Origin of the sequence: uncultured Tateyamaria sp., assembly GCF_947503385.1 — a bacterium.
In the GTDB taxonomy this organism is placed as follows: domain Bacteria; phylum Pseudomonadota; class Alphaproteobacteria; order Rhodobacterales; family Rhodobacteraceae; genus Tateyamaria.
Genome location: NZ_CANNDO010000004.1, coordinates 125620 through 144312, shown reverse-complemented (window position 1 = coordinate 144312; position 18693 = coordinate 125620). Strand labels below are relative to the sequence as shown.

16 protein-coding genes are annotated in these 18693 nt (G+C 60.8%); 12 read left to right on the top strand and 4 right to left on the bottom strand.

Going from position 1 to position 18693, the window contains the following annotated elements; all coding sequences use genetic code 11:
* Positions 1-140 precede the first annotated feature (140 nt).
* The 8 genes from goxA to Q1A85_RS14505 all read left to right on the top strand — a co-directional run bounded on the left by goxA (position 141) and on the right by Q1A85_RS14505 (position 9855).
* Positions 141-2168, top strand: coding sequence for a CTQ-dependent glycine oxidase GoxA (gene goxA, locus Q1A85_RS14540; RefSeq protein WP_299690752.1), 2028 nt, complete (start codon positions 141-143; stop codon positions 2166-2168).
* Positions 2165-3280, top strand: a complete 1116-nt coding sequence (gene goxB, locus Q1A85_RS14535) for a glycine oxidase maturase GoxB (RefSeq protein WP_299690750.1) — start codon at positions 2165-2167, stop codon at positions 3278-3280. Before goxA ends, goxB begins: the two co-directional genes overlap by 4 nt.
* Positions 3281-3348: 68 nt before the next feature.
* Positions 3349-4596 carry an ergothioneine biosynthesis protein EgtB gene (egtB, locus tag Q1A85_RS14530; RefSeq protein WP_299690748.1) on the top strand — a complete coding sequence of 416 codons (1248 nt, stop codon included), beginning with the start codon at positions 3349-3351 and terminating at the stop codon, positions 4594-4596.
* A 2-nt stretch (positions 4597-4598) separates the two neighbouring features.
* Complete coding sequence (gene egtD, locus Q1A85_RS14525; protein ID WP_299690746.1) at positions 4599-5540, top strand: L-histidine N(alpha)-methyltransferase; 942 nt, start codon at positions 4599-4601, stop codon at positions 5538-5540.
* 181 nt (positions 5541-5721) lie between these two features.
* A complete protein-coding gene (locus Q1A85_RS14520; RefSeq protein WP_299690744.1) occupies positions 5722-7569 on the top strand; it encodes a ferritin-like domain-containing protein in 1848 nt (615 codons plus the stop codon).
* Between the two features lie 11 nt (positions 7570-7580).
* Positions 7581-8147: a hypothetical protein gene (locus tag Q1A85_RS14515; RefSeq protein ID WP_299690741.1), complete on the top strand. Its 567-nt coding sequence runs from the start codon at positions 7581-7583 to the stop codon at positions 8145-8147.
* Positions 8144-9088, top strand: a complete 945-nt coding sequence (locus Q1A85_RS14510; protein WP_299690726.1) for a DUF692 domain-containing protein — start codon at positions 8144-8146, stop codon at positions 9086-9088. The genes Q1A85_RS14515 and Q1A85_RS14510 overlap by 4 nt, the downstream gene beginning before the upstream one ends.
* Entirely contained in the window at positions 9085-9855 is a 771-nt protein-coding gene (locus Q1A85_RS14505; protein WP_299690723.1) for a DNA-binding domain-containing protein, read from the top strand. The genes Q1A85_RS14510 and Q1A85_RS14505 overlap by 4 nt, the downstream gene beginning before the upstream one ends.
* Here the strand turns inward: Q1A85_RS14505 and Q1A85_RS14500 are convergent.
* Entirely contained in the window at positions 9852-10754 is a 903-nt protein-coding gene (locus Q1A85_RS14500) for a hypothetical protein (RefSeq protein ID WP_299690720.1), read from the bottom strand. The genes Q1A85_RS14505 and Q1A85_RS14500 overlap by 4 nt on opposite strands.
* Before the next feature lie 717 nt (positions 10755-11471).
* Here Q1A85_RS14500 and Q1A85_RS14495 point away from each other — a divergent pair.
* On the top strand, positions 11472-12446 hold the full coding sequence (locus Q1A85_RS14495; protein ID WP_299690718.1) for a glycosyltransferase family 2 protein: 975 nt from the start codon (positions 11472-11474) through the stop codon (positions 12444-12446).
* Between the two features lie 13 nt (positions 12447-12459).
* Here Q1A85_RS14495 and Q1A85_RS14490 read toward each other — a convergent pair whose 3' ends face one another.
* Positions 12460-13395 (bottom strand): hypothetical protein, encoded by a 936-nt coding sequence (locus Q1A85_RS14490; protein WP_299690715.1) that lies wholly within the window; start codon positions 13393-13395, stop codon positions 12460-12462.
* 311 nt (positions 13396-13706) lie between these two features.
* On the opposite strand from Q1A85_RS14490, the gene Q1A85_RS14485 reads away from it, so the two are divergent.
* Positions 13707-15200: a radical SAM protein gene (locus Q1A85_RS14485; RefSeq protein ID WP_299690712.1), complete on the top strand. Its 1494-nt coding sequence runs from the start codon at positions 13707-13709 to the stop codon at positions 15198-15200.
* Positions 15201-15225: 25 nt separating this feature from the next.
* Complete coding sequence (locus tag Q1A85_RS14480) at positions 15226-15897, top strand: acetyltransferase (protein ID WP_299690709.1); 672 nt, start codon at positions 15226-15228, stop codon at positions 15895-15897.
* Here Q1A85_RS14480 and Q1A85_RS14475 read toward each other — a convergent pair.
* Positions 15894-17024 (bottom strand): DegT/DnrJ/EryC1/StrS family aminotransferase, encoded by a 1131-nt coding sequence (locus Q1A85_RS14475; RefSeq protein ID WP_299690707.1) that lies wholly within the window; start codon positions 17022-17024, stop codon positions 15894-15896. The genes Q1A85_RS14480 and Q1A85_RS14475 overlap by 4 nt on opposite strands.
* Positions 17017-17724 (bottom strand): WbqC family protein, encoded by a 708-nt coding sequence (locus tag Q1A85_RS14470; protein WP_299690704.1) that lies wholly within the window; start codon positions 17722-17724, stop codon positions 17017-17019. Before Q1A85_RS14470 ends, Q1A85_RS14475 begins: the two co-directional genes overlap by 8 nt.
* A gap of 314 nt (positions 17725-18038) precedes the next feature.
* Here Q1A85_RS14470 and Q1A85_RS14465 point away from each other — a divergent pair, with 314 nt between their 5' ends.
* Positions 18039-18689, top strand: coding sequence for a tail fiber protein (locus tag Q1A85_RS14465; protein WP_299690701.1), 651 nt, complete (start codon positions 18039-18041; stop codon positions 18687-18689).
* The last annotated feature ends 4 nt before the right edge of the window (positions 18690-18693 follow it).

Here is an 18693-nt window from a genome sequence, read left to right as displayed (position 1 = left end):
TGGGGTCGCCCGTTCTTTGTTGCGAGCGACTGTCCGTGCGTCCGGTCAGGGGCGACCTGCGGTGCCACAGCCTGCGGTTGATTTTTTGCGCCTTTGCGTAGACGCTCTGCGCATAGCAAAGTTTTTTTCAGGAACGTATTATGTCGACAAAGTCATACGCCACATCACGCCGCCATTTTCTGGGGATGGCATCCAGTGCCGCATTGATCGCGGGCGCACCTTGGCCTGCGCGGGCGAATATCAACACGCAGAACGCCTATGGTTTGGCCCCCGCAGACGCGGCGGTGGCCAAGGTGCGTATTTATCCTGCCTTGGGGATTTGCCGGGTCGGGGGATCGGACAAATGGTTTTACGCACCCGAGGTGCCGGGCCTGCCCCCCGCGCCGGATGACGGCAATTTCAAGGACGGTCTGGAAAAGATCAAAAAGCAGGTCCAACGGTTCCGCCTTTATGCCTTTGACGCGGACGACAACGTCATTGGCGAGTTGACCGGCGACAACATCACATGGGGCGTGCATTTGGCCAACGCCAAGGCGAATTGGTACGGGTTCAACAACCCGCTCGACAACGGGGATCTGGCACCGGGCCTGCCGTCGCAAAAGCGCAACCAGTATTTTGTGTCCGCCAGTGACCGCGAGGAGAACCTGATTATCGACGGCGGAGCGCTGGAGATCAGCGGCACGGACACCAATGCAGGTGGAACAGAGGCGGATTACCGCTTTGTCGGCACGTTCTGGGGCGGGCAACCCGATGCGATTGAGGTTGGGTTGGGTCAATTGCGCACGGATGATGCGGGCCGGTTGCTGGTGGTGCCGCCGGACGGTGTTTCGGATTCGCCCAGCGACGCCCCGATCACCAGCTTTGCCGACAACAACGCATGGCATGATGACTGGTGCGACGGGCCCGTGACGGCGCGCGTGACCATTGGCGGTGACGTGTTTGAGGCCGAACCGTCTTGGGTCGCCTGTGTGGGCCCGAACTTTGCCCCTGAAATCCCTCCAATCACAACGCTCTATGATGTGGTGGCGGATATGAACCTGCAGGCCGGCTGGGCCGAGTTGCCGGCGCTGCCGCTGTCCTTCATGAGTTACATTTACCCCACGTTCCGCCGCGTCGCGCTGATGGCATGGGTGACGCAGGCTGCCAATTTGCGGCAGGGGTGGATGGCCATCGGGGACATGGGCGATCCGGACTATGTCGCGCGGCTGACCGACCCATCCCCCGAAAACGCGGCGTTCCGCCAGACGATCTTTGACCTGTTCCGTGACCCCTATAATCTGAGTGATGCGGCCTATAAGGAAGAGCGGCTCAAAATCCCGTATATGCTGGGCGATGGTGTGAACTACGATGGCAGCCCGCTCCAGTGGTTCCAGTTCCCGAAACTGCAATACGAATACCTCAAGGCGTGGGCGGCTGGCGAATTCGTCAATGACTATGCCGGGCAGGTGGCCGAAGACGTGGTGACGGACTACCAGAGCTTTGAGGATATCCCGTTGGAATTGCAGCCGGGTGCGTTGACCCAAGCCGCGCTTGAGCCGTGTTCGGGTGGCGCGTTCCACCCCGGTGTCGAGCTGACCTATTACCTGCGCCTCAAAGAGATGTATGCGCGCCACTATGACGACAGTGCTCAGCCGTTCCGCATCGCGCATGGTGACCGGCCCAGCCTGAACCAAGACCTCGGGCGTTTGCTGACACCGGAGGTGGCGTTCGATGGCTTTGGCGACACGCCGCCGCCGATTGGACCGCAGATGGCGGGCGATCTGACGCGCTGGATGGGACTGCCATGGCAGTGCGATGCGTTCAGTTGCCAGCAGGTGTTGATGCAGCAGAACTATCCGACCGCCGTGTGGTGGCCCGCCCTGCTGCCCATCGACGTGTTGCCGGAACCCTATTACGCCGCTGCGCTGGACGACGCGCTAAGCGCCGAGGAGCGGGACAAGTTCCTTGATGCGCGTGTCAACTGGTCCCGTGGTGTGGCCGGGATCGGATACCATGCCAATGGCAGCTACTGGGACGGGATCACCAACATGATCACCCTGTGGGAGCGTATGGGCTTTGTCGTACGGATGCCGTCGCCCGAAGGCGACGTGTTTGTCGAAATGCAGCACGCTGACAACATGGAAACGCGGTTTGACTGGAACCCGAGCCAGGGGATGCTGCCGAATTGATCCACGATGTCGCCGTCCTCGGAGGCGGGATTGCCGGTGCGGTCGCGGCGTTGCGGCTGGCCCGAGGGGGCGCGCGTCCCCTCTGGATCGCGGCCCCGCGTGGCGATGCGTTCAAACCCGGCGAACATCTGAGCGCGGCCGCGCTTCCGCTGCTCAAAACGCTTGGATCGGACGCGGTGCTGCGAGCCGAGGTTCATCGGCACGCGCACAGCACGTATTCGGCATGGGGCAGTGATCTGCTGGTGGAACGGAACGCCATTGTGCAGCTTGAAGGACCACCTACAGTACTGGATCGCGGCGCGTTCGAGGACGCGCTGACCGCGCAGGCGTTGTCGGCGGGTGCCGAACGGATTGGCCATGACGTGACAGGCTTGGCCGTGGACAGCGACCATTGGCTGTTGGAGACGGACAGCGGGCCCATCGCCGCTCGCTTCCTCTTTGACGCAACGGGGCGCAAGGCGCTGGTGGCATCGAAACATGCGACACGGTTTCAGGCTGACAGGCTGGGGTGCCAATACGGCATCTTCGCCGCCTACGGCGATCACGCACCGCGCCCTGTGACCTTGATCGAAGCGGAAGAGCGCGGGTGGTGGTATCTGTCCGTGTTTGCAGACGGGCGGGCGGTGGTGAATTTCTATGCCGACACGGATTTGCCCGGGTTCGACACCGGCGACTTTGAAGAGAACGCGCGGGGCACTGTGGCGATTGCGGCCTACCTGTCTGATCACGGATATCACCGATGCGGTAGGGCAAGGCGCATCGCGACCAACAGCACGTGGATTGCGCCCGTCATTGGTGCAGGCTGGGTGGCCGTTGGCGATGCCGCCGCCGCGTTCGACCCGCTGTCCTCGCACGGCATGACCACGGCACTTTGGACTGCGATCCATGCTGCGGATGCCTATCTGGCACAGGACCGGGACCAGATGCAGCGCTATGCCGAACACGTGGCCAGGGGTGTGCAGGATTACCTTGTCGCGCGGCAGGCGGTTTACACGCGCGAGGCCAGATGGCCTGACAGCCCATTCTGGGCGCGGCGTTTTGCCATTCCGGACGCTGCATCGGCACCATTCCGCGCTTGGTCCAATCCTGCACAGGCCCCCACGCAAACTTGATCCGGGCGTGTCCGGCGCGCGTGCATATGTTGGTGTCACCGTTTCGCTTTGCACAGGATGCACCGCCCATGCCAACCACACGCGCCGCCCAAGATCAGTCGACCATTTCAGACCTGTTCGAGCGCACGCGCGCGCGGACCACAGCGCTGGTCGCGCCCTTGTCTGCAGAGGATATGATGCTGCAATCCATGGAGGATGCGAGCCCCGCCAAGTGGCATCTGGCGCACACCACATGGTTCTTCGAAGAGTTCATTCTGCGCGAACATCTGCCTGATTACCGGTCGCCCGATGACCGGTTCGCGCTGCTCTTCAATTCATATTATGCGCAGGCCGGACCGCGCCATGTGCGCGACAAGCGCGGCCTGATATCGCGCCCCGATCTGGCAGGCGTCATGTCCTACCGCGCCCATGTCGAAGACAGTCTGCGCACGCTTGTCCAGTCCGGTGCGGGCGATGTAGAAACCGTGCTGGAACGGGTTGAACTGGGGTGTCATCACGAGATGCAGCATCAGGAACTGCTGGTGACCGATCTGCTGCACGGGCTGTCCTATAACCCGCTTTTGCCCGCCTACATCCCGCCCGAGCCGATGCCGGTGCGCGGTCCCACAGACCTCTGCTTTGACCGGTATGACGGCGGATTGATGGAGATCGGCCACAGCGGACAAGGGTTTGCCTATGATTGCGAGGCACCCCGGCACAAGACGTATCTTGAACCCTATGCGCTGGCCAATCGCGCCGTAACGAATGGCGACTGGATCGCCTTTATGGAGGATGGCGGGTATGATTGCGAACCGCTGTGGCTGTCCGAAGGTTGGACCGTGCGAAGCCGTGACGGCTGGAGCCACCCGCTTTACTGGTGGGAACAGGACGGCGTTTGGTGGTCCTTCACCTTGCGCGGGGCGCAGCCTGTGAACCTTGATGCGCCGGTTGTGCATGTCAGCTACTACGAGGCAGAAGCCTTTGCACGCTGGGCGGGCGCGCGCCTGCCAACCGAAGCAGAGTGGGAATGTGCGGCAACAGGCACCGACGTCACCGGCAACTTTATGGAAAACGCGGCCTTTCGCCCGCTGCCGGGATCGTCGCTTTGGGGCGATGTCTGGGTCTGGACGCAAAGCCCGTTCACGCCGTATCCCGGATTTCGCGCGCCGGACGGGGCCATCGGGGAATACAACGGCAAGTTCATGGTCAACCAGATGGTGCTGCGCGGCGGATCTTGCGCCACACCGCGCGATCAGATGCGCGCCAGCTACCGCACATTCTTTTACCCACATCAGCGTTGGCAAATGCTTGGCCTGCGTTTGGCCAAGGACGTCTGAGCATGAACAAACCGATCCGCAAAAACGCCGCCCTGATCGCATCTGCGCAGGCCGGGCTGTCGCAGCCGCAAAAAACGTTGGACCCAAAATGGTTTTACGATGATGTGGGCAGTGCTCTGTTCGAACAGATCACCGCGTTGCCAGAATATTACCCGACACGGACCGAGGTGCAGATCCTGACCGATGGCGTGGCAGGGCTTGCGCGCGCTGTGCCCGAGGGGGCGGTGTTGGTGGAACTGGGCAGCGGTGCCAGCACCAAGACGCGCATTCTGCTGGATCATCTGCCCACCCTGTCGGGCTATATGCCGCTGGACATCTCTGCCGCGTTTCTGGCGGATATCGCAGCGGGGCTTGCCGCTGAATACCCGACGCTGGACATCACGCCGATGGCCGCGGATTTCATGGCGCCACTGGTGTTTCCCGAGACCATCGCCAAAATGCCCAAACTGGCCTTTTTCCCCGGATCGACGCTGGGCAATCTGGAGGCTGAGGCCGCCATTGATCTAATGGCACGGGTGCGGGATTGGCCACAGGTCGCGGGCTTTGTCATTGGCGTCGATCTGGTCAAAACACCAGACCGGCTGATCGCAGCCTATGACGACGCACAAGGCGTCACAGCCGCCTTCAACATGAACATCCTGCACCGCCTCAATCGCGAAGCGGCAGCGACATTTGACCCGGCTCAGTTCCGGCACGTGGCGCGCTGGGATGCAGATGCCGAACGGGTGGAAATGCACCTTATGGCCCGAGAAGACATCGCCTTTGCCGTGGACGGTACGGTGTTTCACATGACCCAAGGGCAAAGCATCCACACGGAGAACAGCCACAAATACACCCGCGCGAAACTTGACGCGATGGCGGCAATGTCGGGATGGTCCGTGGCGCAGTGGTTTACCGACCCAAATGCTGATTTTGCCGTCACACTGCTCGTCCCAAACGCCTGAACCACAGTTGCGATCCTGCAGATGGGACGCCCGCGTTTTCCCCAGATATTTTTTAAAGAACGGCTTGACGGCGATACACGTAAAGCGCGAGTTTTACCTATGCGATTGTTTGTGCGCCGCTGCATTACCTGCGTCGGCCCACACGTTTTTTAAAGCAAAACCATTTTCGGAGGAGACCCATTTGGACCCGAAAGAGAACTGGCGTCACGTCTGCCAAGCCACAAAAGACTTTGATTTGAACCCTGCCGAAAGCCTGATGGTTTTTGCAATGAATGCAGGTGTTTACGGGGATCGTGACAAGCTGTTGGCGCGGCTCAAGGGCGATCTGCAAGCGGCCATTTCGGTCGAACTGGCGACAATCCCCATCTACCTCTATACCTATTATTCGATCAATCGCACGGTGAATTCGGGCCGCGATCTGACGGACACGTCCCGCTTTGCCAATGAGGCGGGGGCGGTGATCATGTCCGTCGCGGTCGAGGAGATGCTGCACATGTCGCTCTCCTCCAATATTTACTTTGCTCTGACCGGCACGCCGCCGCAGCTGTATATGGCGGCACCGGGAAGCTATCCGACGATGCTGCCGCACCACAATCCCGTGGGTCCGCCCGGCCCACATGGCGGCGTGGACACGCATATCCCCCTCAAGGGGCTCAGCTTTGAACAGCTGTGGCATTTCCTCCAGATTGAATACCCGCAAGGGCCCATCAACCTCGTTATGGATGAGGTTGAGAAAGTGGCCCATCACCTGCGCGACGACGTCTCGCAGCACCCCGCCGAGGTGACGGATCGTCTGGGCGAGATGCTGCACGGGCTGGGCTGGCCGTCGGACGAGAACTGGAATTCCATTGGACAGTTCTATTCGTTCATCCGCTGCATGATCGCTTGCGCCAAGATTCACGACAGTGATTTCCGCAATGGCATCGCCGCACGGCAGATTCAGCCGCTGAACTATGCGCCGAACAATGTCGACACGATCTATGCCTCGGAAAAGTTCAACAAAACGGCCCCGGCACCCGCCGCCAGTGGCAAGGCAATCGCGACCGCTTCGAAACTTCCACATGCGTCAGAGGTGGCGGTCTATACCGACGAACCTGACAGCCACGCCGGGGATCAGGATGGCGACTGGACCGAAGACAACGAACTGATCACGGTGTCGGACAAGCGTCAGGCAATGATCGCCTTGCACACCATCTGCGAGCAGGGCGAGGGCTACAAGGATGCGTTTGGTGCCGAAAGCAACATCGACGATCCCGACAAGGCCAAACAGGGCGACGGCCCGGCGGGCGTGCGCAATTATGAGCCTGAGGAAAGCCATTTCTTCAAGTTCCTGCGCTTGCAGGCGCAATTCGTCGAATATGCCGAACACAAGGAAAAACTGCCCGCGTGGATGGCTGATGAAATCGAAGAGATGGAGTTGGAGGAGATCCTCGAGGACCAATACGCCAAACGCACGGCAGACAGCATGATTTCGGGGGGCATGGTCTACGATTTTCCCACTAGCCCTGTCAGCGCGCAGTACCCGGCAGCCTATGCGGCGCTCAACGATTTCAACAGCGGTCTGTTTCAGTACATGCTGATCATGTCCGAGACGATTTATCTGGTGAAACCCGAGATGATCGGCCCGGACAAAAAGGTGCACAGCCAGCAGCAATATTTCAACATCGCGCTGCACCGGTCGATGATCTGGATTATGGACAAGTGGATACAGATGATGCGCACTTTGCCCGCGATGCCGGACGGCCCACTTGCGGGCAAGGTTGTTGCGCCGACCTTTGAAAACCTGAGCCTCGGCACCCGCGAGCAGGCGTTCGATGCGCTGGTCGAACTGGGCCACCGTGCGGTGGAGGCATCCAAGGACTTGGACGCTGGCGCGCAAAGCAGCGTTGCCAAACTGGTGGCCAAATCGGTGAGCCTGCTGGGCGCGGACGGCACCAGCCCGATGCATTTGCCAAACGTCAAAAACCACTGGGCCGGCAACACGCCCATCAACCCTGCGCCCGACACCGGCGCGGTTGCGGCGGAATAAGGAGAGGTCAGATGAGCAAGACAGACACAGCCAAGAACACGATCCCCCCATTCAACATCAGCGACTTCAAACGTGTGCCCGTCCCGGGCGAGGAACTGCACGCCTGCATGGGGCTGAACAAATGTGCAGGTCAGGACAAATACGGCATGGACGGCGCGCCGGGCTTTGACGCCAATGCCTGTGCGGGGCAGGGGTATTGCGCCACCACCGCCATGCACAGTTGCCACACCAACAATGACTGCGCGAACCAAGGGGGCTGCGGTCTTTATGGCGCGGAATCCGAGCTTCGCAATCCCGGTCTGAACGCCTGTCGGTCCATGGGCTCTTGTGCGACGCCGATCAACGCCGAAAGGTTCATCACAACCGGGGGGCTGCGTGGCACAAGTGTATGGGCACGTGCGCGCAAAGTCTTTGCCGCAGCTTATGAGAAAGATGGGGGAACTGTGGGCCCACAACCGCAGGCCTTCCCGCACGGACCGACAGCCGCGTGGATCAACACCCCGCCCGAAGGCGGGTCCTGTACCAGCTATGCGGCCTGCGGGGCCAGCGGCATGTCCGGTGGCGGCAGCTGCGGATGACCCGGCAAACCATCGCGGATTTGCCCCGGCTTGGCCTTGGGCTGGGGCTCCGCAACGTGCATTTCGAACACATCCTGACGCATTGGCCGGACGTGGACTGGTTCGAGGCGATTTCGGAGAACTTTATGGATTCCGGTGGCCGTCCGCGCCATGTGATCCGTCAGGTGGCCGACCGCTACCCGGTGGTTCTGCACGGGGTATCCCTGTCCATCGGCAGCACCGACCCGCTGAACATGGATTATCTGGCGCGGCTCAAGGCGCTGGCGGCAGAGGTGCAGCCGCAATGGGTCTCCGATCACCTGTGCTGGACCGGTGTCATGGGGCTGAACTCGCACGATCTGCTGCCCGTGCCGCTGAACGCGGACACGTTGGACCATATCGTGCCGCGCATCCACAAGGTCCAAGAGGTGCTGGGCCGTCCGCTGATCCTTGAAAACCCATCCACCTATGTGGGGTTCCGGGACAACGCCATGTCCGAACCGGAATTCCTGCGCGAAATGGCGGACCGGACGGGCTGTGGCCTGTTGCTGGACGTGAACAACGTCTACGTGACCTGTTACAACGCGGGGGCCGACACGGCGGCCTATCTGGATGCCTTTCCGTGGGACAAGGTCGTGCAGATGCATCTGGCCGGTCACACCGATTGCGGCACGCATATCATCGACACGCATGATCAACCTGTCCGCCCCGAGGTTTGGGCGTTATACGCACGCGCATGGCAACAAACCGGAGGCGTATCGACCCTGTTGGAATGGGATGGCAACATTCCGTCCTTTGGCGATTGCCATACCGAATTGCTCAAGGCGCAAAGCTATATGGGTGGGGCGGGGTTTCAGGAGGTTGTCGCCGCCGCACATCCGACGGCACAGCCCGGCGTGTCGAACCCGGTCAGCTTTCTTGTGCCGCAGGTCATGGACAGCGCGACATCGCTTGATCCATGACGCGCACCTTGCCCGATTTGCAACGCTGGATGCATGACGCGCTGCTGCGCCCCGAAGACGCGGATCCCGCCGACGCGGCCGCGCTGCTGACGCCGAACCCGCGGCTGACGGCTGCGCAATCCTTGGCAATCTACCAGCAAAGCTACCGGCTGCGGATCGCGTCTTGTATGCGCGAACAGTTCCCGGCGCTTTGCCATGCGCTGGGGGCTGGGCTGTTCAACGATTTTGTGTCGGAATATGTCCGGGATGCCCCGCCGGAGAGCTACACGCTCTATGATCTGGGGCGTCGCTTTGCCGATTTTCTGGAAGCGCACCGGCCTGACCGTGACGCGCCGGATCGCGAGGTCTGGATCGACTTTGTCGTCGATCTCGCCCGGTTCGAGCGGTCGGTTTTTGTCACCTTTGACGGGCCGGGTGCCGAAGACCTGCCCACAGCCACCGCACAGACGACTGACGCGGCGCTGCGCCTGAACCCCAGCCTGTCTGTGGCACGCTACAGGTTTCCGGTTGCGCAATACTACCTAGCCGTCCGGGCCGAAGCTGCGCCGCAGCCCCCGCACCCGGCAGACAGCTGCATTGCCGTGATCCGCCGGAACTACATCACGCATATGGCACCGCTGACGGCATCGCAGTACGGCTTTTTGGCAGCGATGCTGCGCGATGGTGCTGTCCCGGCAGACATGACCCCGCCATGGACGACAGACGCAAAGGTCAGAGACACATGGTTGCGCGCTGGTTTTTTCGTCGACGGCAGTGCGCAGGCCTAATGCGACACGCCGCTGATGCGCGCCGCACTCATCACGGCGCTGTCCAGTTTGGCTTTGGCGGCGGCGGCACCGGGCCATGAGGGGGCGAGATCAATGGCCCGCGTTAGGCCCAAATGTCCGAGAATGGCATGGGCCACCAAACCCTGATCCGAATCGAGATGCGCCACAATCGCATTGGCGTCATCCATCACTTCGTTGGCGGCATGTGCCATGATCGCTGCCTCGGTCGAGCCGGAGGTCAGCCCGTGCGCCGTGCTGCGCAGAGCATGGGCAAGGTCAACGATATGACCGACATGCGCATGTTCGGCCTTGCCCGGATCAAGATCACCGGAGGTCGCTGCAAATTGCACGTCCTGTTGCGGGCTGGGCGCGGTTGGCGCGGCACCTGTCGTCCAAGGCGTATCGCCGATCTTGGTGATGGTCACCGCCGCGTTGAAGGTCGAGGCCCACGTGTCGCAGTGATATTGCGTGCCGCCGCCCTTCAGGAACCAGCCGGGCACGATCTTTTTGTTCACCTTCGCGGCCTGAGACCAGATGCCGCCAACCCATGCGGGCAGGCTGTGCCCGTCATTGACCGTCAGTTGGGCGACGAAGGCGCCGTCATTCCAGCTGGGCAAGACGGCGTTGATGTTGCGCCACTCACCCACGGTCATGTCCGGTGCCGGTGGGTTGGGGGACCAGTAGCCGCCAATCTCGCCCGCCGGACCGCCGTAAACGCGGAACAGTTTGTGCCCCGGCTTCAATGTGATGGGTTTTGGAGGATCGCCCACAGGATAGTTGACCGCGTCCGAGGCTTTCAACGTATCGCCATCGGGCGCAACAATAGCCTTGGCGGGCATACTGATTGTCAGCATCGGGTTGAGTTGTGCGCCGGGAAACGGCTGTTGTGGAGCGTCCATAATCTATCCTTCCCAATAGAATTCAATATGTGGCAAATGACTGTGTCCCATGCCAAATGGGGCCACAAAGGGCCCCATGGCTATGTTGTGCTGCAATGTATTGCGGTTGCAAATCACTGTTGGGCGCGGCCCAACGCTATGAGCTGCACCGCACCTGATGAGAGTGCGCATCAAGTGCGGCGCAATCCGCCAAACATCACCGGCCACCCGAACTGAACGTATTGCCCCAGCACTGCGTTCAAAAAATGGTCGGGAGGGGTCAGGCGGATCTTGAGGCTGCGGTATTCGTTGCCCAATGCGCCACTCACGCGTCGGACGGGAGAGAAACCGCAGCCCCAATTTCGGTGCGTCAATCAGTAACTGCGCGGACGGGTCCCGATGAAATAATCTCGGTGCGGCATTGCGATAATGCGCCGCTTTCGCGCTCACTTGTTACCCAGACGAACATGGCGTTTTCCCGTAGTTGCCACCCTGCGCCACCGTTACCAAACCCGGCAGCGCTGATTACAACTTGCCAAGTTCTGTCCGCGAGTGCCTGAAATAAACACGAAATTTTGCTGAAATTTAACCTTTCGGATACGCGAACTGGTTGTATTTCGGGGCGGGTCGGGTGCCTGTTAGGCTGTGACGTGCGCGGCTGACGCGCGCGTCTGCGAAGATGGGGCGCACGCCCTTTGCCCGCAAAAACGGGCAAAGTGAGTCGCCGGGAGGGACCGCGTGAAACTGGTTGGCACGATGCTTGTCGGCAATGAGGAAGGCTTGGTTGCCGCTGCGATCGAACAGGCCTTGGCGCATGGCGTGGATGCATTTGTGATTGTCGAAACGGCCTCGCGGGATGCAACCGCTGACGTGTTGCGCCGTTACTGTGACGATCCGCGTTTCGACATTACGTTTCTGTCTGAGGACGTCGTGTTTGGCCCCAACCCACCGCATCCCTACACAGTGTGGGAAGGGATCGTTGACCGGGCCAAGTCCCTGTTTGGCGCGGATTGGATCATAAGGATCGACGCGGACGAGTTTGTCTTGGTGTCGGGTGGCGATCTAAAGACGCTTTGTGCGGGGGCGAACGCGGATGAAATCCAGTTTAATCGGGTCAATGCGCTGATCCCCGCAGATGGCGCGGACCCAAGCGATTTTGTCCATGATCCCGAACTGTTGGCCGCCGTGCAGGTGGTGTCGCGACCCTTTCCCAACGATGTTGTCCGCCTAGGTCAGAACGAAGATGTGCCGTTGATCCTGACGCATGTGGCCCCACGGGCCATCGCGCGCGCCGCTGCCATTACGCGCTTTGACGCCGGGGGGCACCGGGGCGTGGATGAGGCGGGGCAGGTGCTGGCCTCTGAGCCGACCAACGCGGCTTGGATTGTGCATTTTTGGTTCACGACCGAGGCCCGGTTTGCGGGCAAGGCCCGGTTTTTGCGCGACATCACATCATCTGTGCGAAAGCTGACGCCGGGGGGGTGGCAATGGAATCGCTGGGCGGCTCAAGCGGATCAGGACACCGCAGCGATAGCCGCAGAGTATCAGCGTCAGGTGGTGGACGATGCCACACGTGCAGAACTGCTGCGGCAAGGGCGCGTCACGCGCGCTGATCAGGTGGACCCGGCACGTTTTGGGAGCACCGCGGATGAGGCCGCGCGGGACCTGCGTCGCCTGGGTTTTGCCACCGATCCTGCGGAGGCGGCCGACTGAACGGACTGTGCGTTCAATCCGCCGCGACCTCGACGGCATAGCCGATGCCGCTGCGTCCAAACCCGTTCCCGCAATAGAACAGGTAGCGTTGCCCGTCCTCTTGGACCACGTGCGGATAGCATTGCATATCGCTGTCCCAATCGCCGTGCTCCGGCGGGTTTTCAAAGCTGAAACCGGTGTCCCTGCGCGTCCAAGCGGCTGCATCCGAAGACGTGGCATACCCAATGCGGTAGGCGCGGCTGGCAGGGTCTGTTCGGTGCTCTGGTCCGCGGACGGAATACCACATCTCAAAGCCGTCTGCGGTCGACAGAACGCATGGCCGCACGATGCCAGCCTCGCGCGGGCGGGCGAGTGCGATGGCCGGTGCGGTGTCTTGTGTCCAGTGCTGCAAATCGTCCGAAACGGCATGGCGAATGTCATAGGTCGGCTCGGACGGGCCACCATTGGTGCTGCGCCAGTTGCGCATACTGGTAAACCACATGTGCCAGCGCCCGCCGATCCGCAGGATATCCGCGATGCCGCCGCCCAGCGGGTTGTCGTCACCCGCGACCAGGATCGGCGGTCTGGCCAGTTTCTGGAAACTGCGCCCGCCATCAGGGCTGCTGAGCCAAAAGGTCGAAATCCTGTAATGCGGATGATCGCGCACATTCATACCACCGCCAACCCACAACTGCGCGCCCTCATGGTCAATGGCGCATGAGACACCCACGCCGTCCCGGTCAAGCGCGCCGGGCCCGCCAAAGGCCAACGGCAAATCCTGGCTGACCGACAGCACTTTCATGCCTTGGGTCGGATCGACATCTGCCACGATAATATTGGAACGGTTTTGCACGTCACGCCCGGCCAGACAGATTCGCCAATGGGCGCCGTTCACCTTGGTCACCGTCGGCATTTGCGCATGTGTCACCCACCATGGATGATCGCTTGGGACCTCAAGGATCCGCGACATTCTACGCCAGCGGGAATTCATACACCCCCTTTCACATGTTCGCTCCTTAAATGTCCATAAATACTGGCCTATTCGGTTGTATTTCGTCGGGATAATTTGCGCAGCACCCCGTTGTGAACTAAACTTTGACTGTCCGGGGGGACGCGGTTTTTGGACCGCAATTTGGGGCGTTCGCGCCACTGCACAAAACGACGGAGCACGTTGCTTTGAAGGCGTTGTCGATCTGTTTGATCAGTCCACGTTTCGAGCCGTCATTCTGGGGGCGCGAACACGCACTTCCGTTGATGCCGGGGGACAAACGGGCATGGATGATGACAGGAGGACTGCCGTTGCTGGCGGCACTTGTGCCAGAGCCGCATCAAGTGACGCTGATCGACGAGGCTGTCGAGCCGATAGATTTCGAGGCGCTCAAGCGATTTGACGTGATTGGCCTCACCGGGATGATCGTACAGCGGGACCGGATGCGGGAAATCCTGCTGGGTCTGCGCGGCCATGATGCGCAGGTCATCGTGGGCGGGCCCTATGCCTCGATTGACGAGGGGTTCTTTGACGGGCTCTGTGACACAGTTTTTGTGGGCGAGGCGGACACCACATGGCCCGGCTATATCGAAACGCTGGCCCAAGGCGGACCGCCCGAAGGACGATACGAACAGGCCGACGCCACCGACATGACCACCTTGCCGCCCGCACAGTTCGACACGGCACAAAGCAAGCACTATGTCGCGGCGTCCCTGCAATATTCGCGCGGGTGCCCCTTTACCTGCGAATTCTGCGACATCATCGTGATTTTTGGCCGCCGCCCGCGGGTCAAGGCCCCAGCACAGGTGATCGAGGAACTGGAGCGGGTCCGGCAGGCGGGCTTTGGCACCTGTTTTATCGTCGACGACAATTTCATTGGCAACAAAGTGGCCGTGAAACAGCTGCTGCCGGAAATCATCGCGTGGCAGGAACGTCATGGCTATCCGCTGACGCTCAGCACCGAGGCGACACTGAACCTTGCTGATGATCCTGATCTGCTCGACATGATGTACCGGGCCAATTTCCGCGATGTCTTTATCGGCATCGAAAGCCCGCGCGCGGCATCGCTGGCAGAGACCCGCAAGCTGCAAAACATCCGAGGCGATTCGATGGCGGACAAACTGGCGCGTATCCGTGATGCGGGCATCGTGGTGTCGGCCGGGTTCATTGTGGGATTTGACGAGGATGACGACAGCATCTTTGATGAACAGCTGCGGTTCATTGAGGACAACAATATCGGGCAGGCGGCCCTTGGCACGCTCACCGCGCTGCCAAAGACCCCGTTGCACGACCGGTTGAACGCGGCCAACAGGCTGCGCCCCGATGATCCGCTGTGCAATTTTGAACCAGCGCGGATGACGCGGGACCAACTGGTGTCAGGCTGCACGGAGATACAACGACAACTATATGAGGCGGACGCGTTTTTCGGGCGTGTGCGGCGCAATTTGACGCCGCCCTCCAAGCTGTTGGAACAACGAATAAAACTGCGCAGCACAGGCGCGCGGTTGGGTGCCGTGGTCAAGGGGTTTTGGGCCAGTGCCACGCTTGCCGTGCGGCTTGGGATGGCGATGCACCGACAGGATATGCTGCGCGCGGGTGCGGCCATGTATGCGCGCCAGTTCCGAATGATGCCGCGCGGTGCAATGTCCCTACAGGCGTTTCTGTCGCTCTGCGCCTTGCACTGGCATCATTACACCCTGACCCGCAAGGCGGCCAACACCGCCCGCGACGGGATCAGCCTTTACGGCGTGGCCCCTGTCAGGGACAGTGATGTTCCGGCGGCCTGACGCCGGTTGATCAAACGGTGGTGCGATGGCGTCAGTCATTCTTTTTGGTACGGGACAACTGGCCCAGACGGTCACGGTGTACCTTGAACGTGACAGCGCGCATGAGGTGGCGGGCTATGTGATTGATGCGGCCTACCGCAACGGTCAGACCACGTGCATGGGGCGGCCCGTGTACGATTGGGAAACGCTGGAGACGCATTTCAAGCCAACGGATGGGCTTCTTTTTGGTCCGATCAGCTACCGCGACCTCAATCGGTTCCGCAGGGCGCGCTATCTCGAAGGCAAGGCGCGCGGCTATGAATTCCTCAGTTTTGTGCACCCGGCGGCGCATGTCTATACCGAAGAGATCGGAGAGAACTGTCTGATCCTTGAACAGAACGTCATCCAGCCTTTTGCCCGCATCGGCAACAACGTCGTTATCTGGAGCAACAACCACATCGGACACCACAGCGTGATCGGGGATCACTGTTTCATCACCTCTCAGGTGGGCATCGCAGGCGGGTGTCACGTGGGGGAGGGGTGCTTTTTCGGCGGGCAAAGCGGGGTAATCGACAACCGGACTGTCGCGGCGGGCAGTATCATCGGCGCGGGCGCGACCGTTCTGACGGATATCGGGGCAGGCGATTTCGTGCAGCAAAGCCCGGTGCGTACGTTGCGCGGTGCGGCGGGTCGCTTTGCCCGGCGGCTGCTGGGTTAGATCACGCGGGCCACGGTGGCTGCGATCTGCTCCATCTCTGCGTCGGGCAGGTCGAGATAGGCCGGCAAACCCACCAGTTGCGAGGCGAGCGTGTCGGTATTTGGCATCGGGTCATGTGTGTAAGGGCCGAACCCCTGTTCGGCGTGCAGACCTGCACCATACCAAAACCGCGTTTCATAGCCGTCATAGGCCAACGCCATGCGCAGCGTCTCTGCGCTCATCGCGTCCGGACAGTGGCAAAGCGCATAGACGGCAGACACCTCGCCCCCAACATGGATGCGGTCAGCCAGTCCGACCGTGCGAAAGGCGTTGCGGTATGTGGTCGCCATCGCCTCGTACCGCGTCTGCTTGTGCGCCCAGCGGTCCAGTTCGGCCATACCGACACAGGCGTGGTATTCGCTCATCTTGCCGTTGGTGTTGTCGCCAATCACCTGACGACACCCCAGAAATCCGTTGTTTACGGCCCGGTGGCACCGCAAGGCAAAGTCCGGATCGGCGCTGAACACCGCGCCGCCCTCACCGCAGCCAAAGGCCTTGGTTGCGTGAAAGCTGACCGCGACCGGAATGGTTTTCGACAGAGGCGCGTTTGCCCGCACCATGACATCGAACCCGGCGGCGCAGTCGACCACAACCGGCACCCCGGTGCGCGCCTCGAACGCCTCCCACGCGGCCAGATCGACCAGCCGCCCGAAGGGGGCGGTGACAACCACAAGCCCGGCCTCGTGCAGCCGTGGATGGTTGTGCAGGCTGTCCGGGTCGAGCGCCCAGTGGTCAGGTGAGATGTCGACAAAATGCGGAGCATAGCCACAGTTCTGTGCAGCCGTGGCCGACGCAACAAAGGTGAAGGATGCGCAAAGCGCGATGGGCTTGCCCGTGGTGGCCCGGCCCGCCTTGGTCAGAATGGCGCCGATCAGCGCGGCAGTGCCAGATGCGGCAGCGGTCACGCCCCCCTTGGGCTGGCCGAAATACGCGCTCAGCCGTTGCTCAAGCCGCAGCACCATCGGTCCGTTATTGGTGTAAATGCGACTGTCTTCGAGGCTGCGCAGATAGGGCACCAATGCGTCCGTCGTCGGCAGTTCGGGGCGCAGAACGGGAATGCGTGTGACCAGTTGTGAGCTGTCAGGCATTGGCACCCTCCGCCTTGACAAGCGGTTCTGCCGCGTAGCGTGCGAGGTCTTGTGTCATATGGCCAATATCGTCCCGCATAAGGGCGGGCAGCAAATGCCTGAACGGACCCGTATAGTCGGGCAGAAACGCAAGATCGAGGCCGTGCTGCGCGAATTGATCTGCACAATACAGTGACCGACCGCCCGGCGCGTTCACGTAACGTGCGGCACCACGCGCGCCTGCAATGGCTGCCAAGCGTTCCGACCCGCGCTTTGCGGGATCAATGCCAAGGTCTGAACTGCGCGTGATCGCGCAATTCAGCCCCAGTGCATCGCGCAGGAACACCAGTTGTTCCAGCAGATAGTCACCAAGGGATGCGCCCCGGATCACCAATAGATCCAGAAGCGTTTCGGTCCACGCAGAACCCGTGCCATTCTGCGCCCACGGGTGCAGTGTCAGTCGCGTTTGCCACCGGCGGGCGGCGTCCGACTGGAATTGCATATCGCAGATGCGGGCCGATTGCGGCGCATGGGCCACGGGCAACGTCAGCCAGCGTTCGCTCGCGTGTGGTCCGGGCACCTGACACCGATGCACCCGACCGCGACGGGGGAACTGCACACAATCCAAAACCACAAACTCGTCCGCATGTGCCATCAAACCCAGGTATCCGAGATACGGGAAAAAATAGGGCTGCATAATGGCAATGGTCTTGACTGACATCTCTATTCCGGCAGCGCGCCTCGAACTGAGGACGCTGGTGCAATGACCCAAGTATTAACAAAATATGAACGCGGAGTCAGGGTTGAGATGGCCAAAAATGACATTCAACCTTTGGTTACTGGACGATTCCCGTCAGGGATGAGGATAGGCGGTGATCGAAGGTGCTGTCGCGCACCTGGACGCTGAATTTTATTATATAAAACATGTGTCTAGTAAATTCAGACATTGCCACGCAAAATTTCTGTCTTTGTGAGAACTTAACCTGTGGTTAAGCTCAGACTGTGGAACCAACACTTTTGAAAAAGGATTTCATCATGAAACTGATTAAGACGGGGATTCTGGCGTTGGCCTTGGCGGGTTTGTCGCCAGCAGCGCCAGCGCAGGCCGGTTCAGATCCAATGCTCGGCGATATCATGATTGTCGGCTTTAACTTTTGCCCACGGGGCTGGGCGCGTGCGGACGGACAGATTCTGCCGATCAACGAGAACCAGTCGCTCTATTCGCTGCTGGGCACGACATATGGCGGCGACGGGCGCACCAGCTTTGGGCTGCCTGACCTGCGGTCGCGCCATGTGGTCGGCACCGGCGTATTGTCGGGGACCAGCACGGACTACACTTGGGGGCAACGTGGGGGTACGGAAACCGTAAACCTGAACCAGACCCAATTGGCCACGCACAACCACATGATTACGGCCCTTCCGACTGCGGATGTGCGCGCGTCTTCCAACGCGCCAAGCTCGAATGATCCGACCGGCAAGACGCTGGCGAAATTTCCTGCCTCGCAGCGAATCTATGCCACCGATCAAAGCTCTGAGACGTTGATGGGCGACCGGTCGGTGAATTTGACCTTGGAAAACATCACCGTGACCAACTCTGGCGCGAGCCAAGCAGAAACGAACATTCAGCCCATCCTCGCATTGACGCACTGCATCGCTTTGCAAGGTCTGTTCCCGTCGCGGAACTGATTGG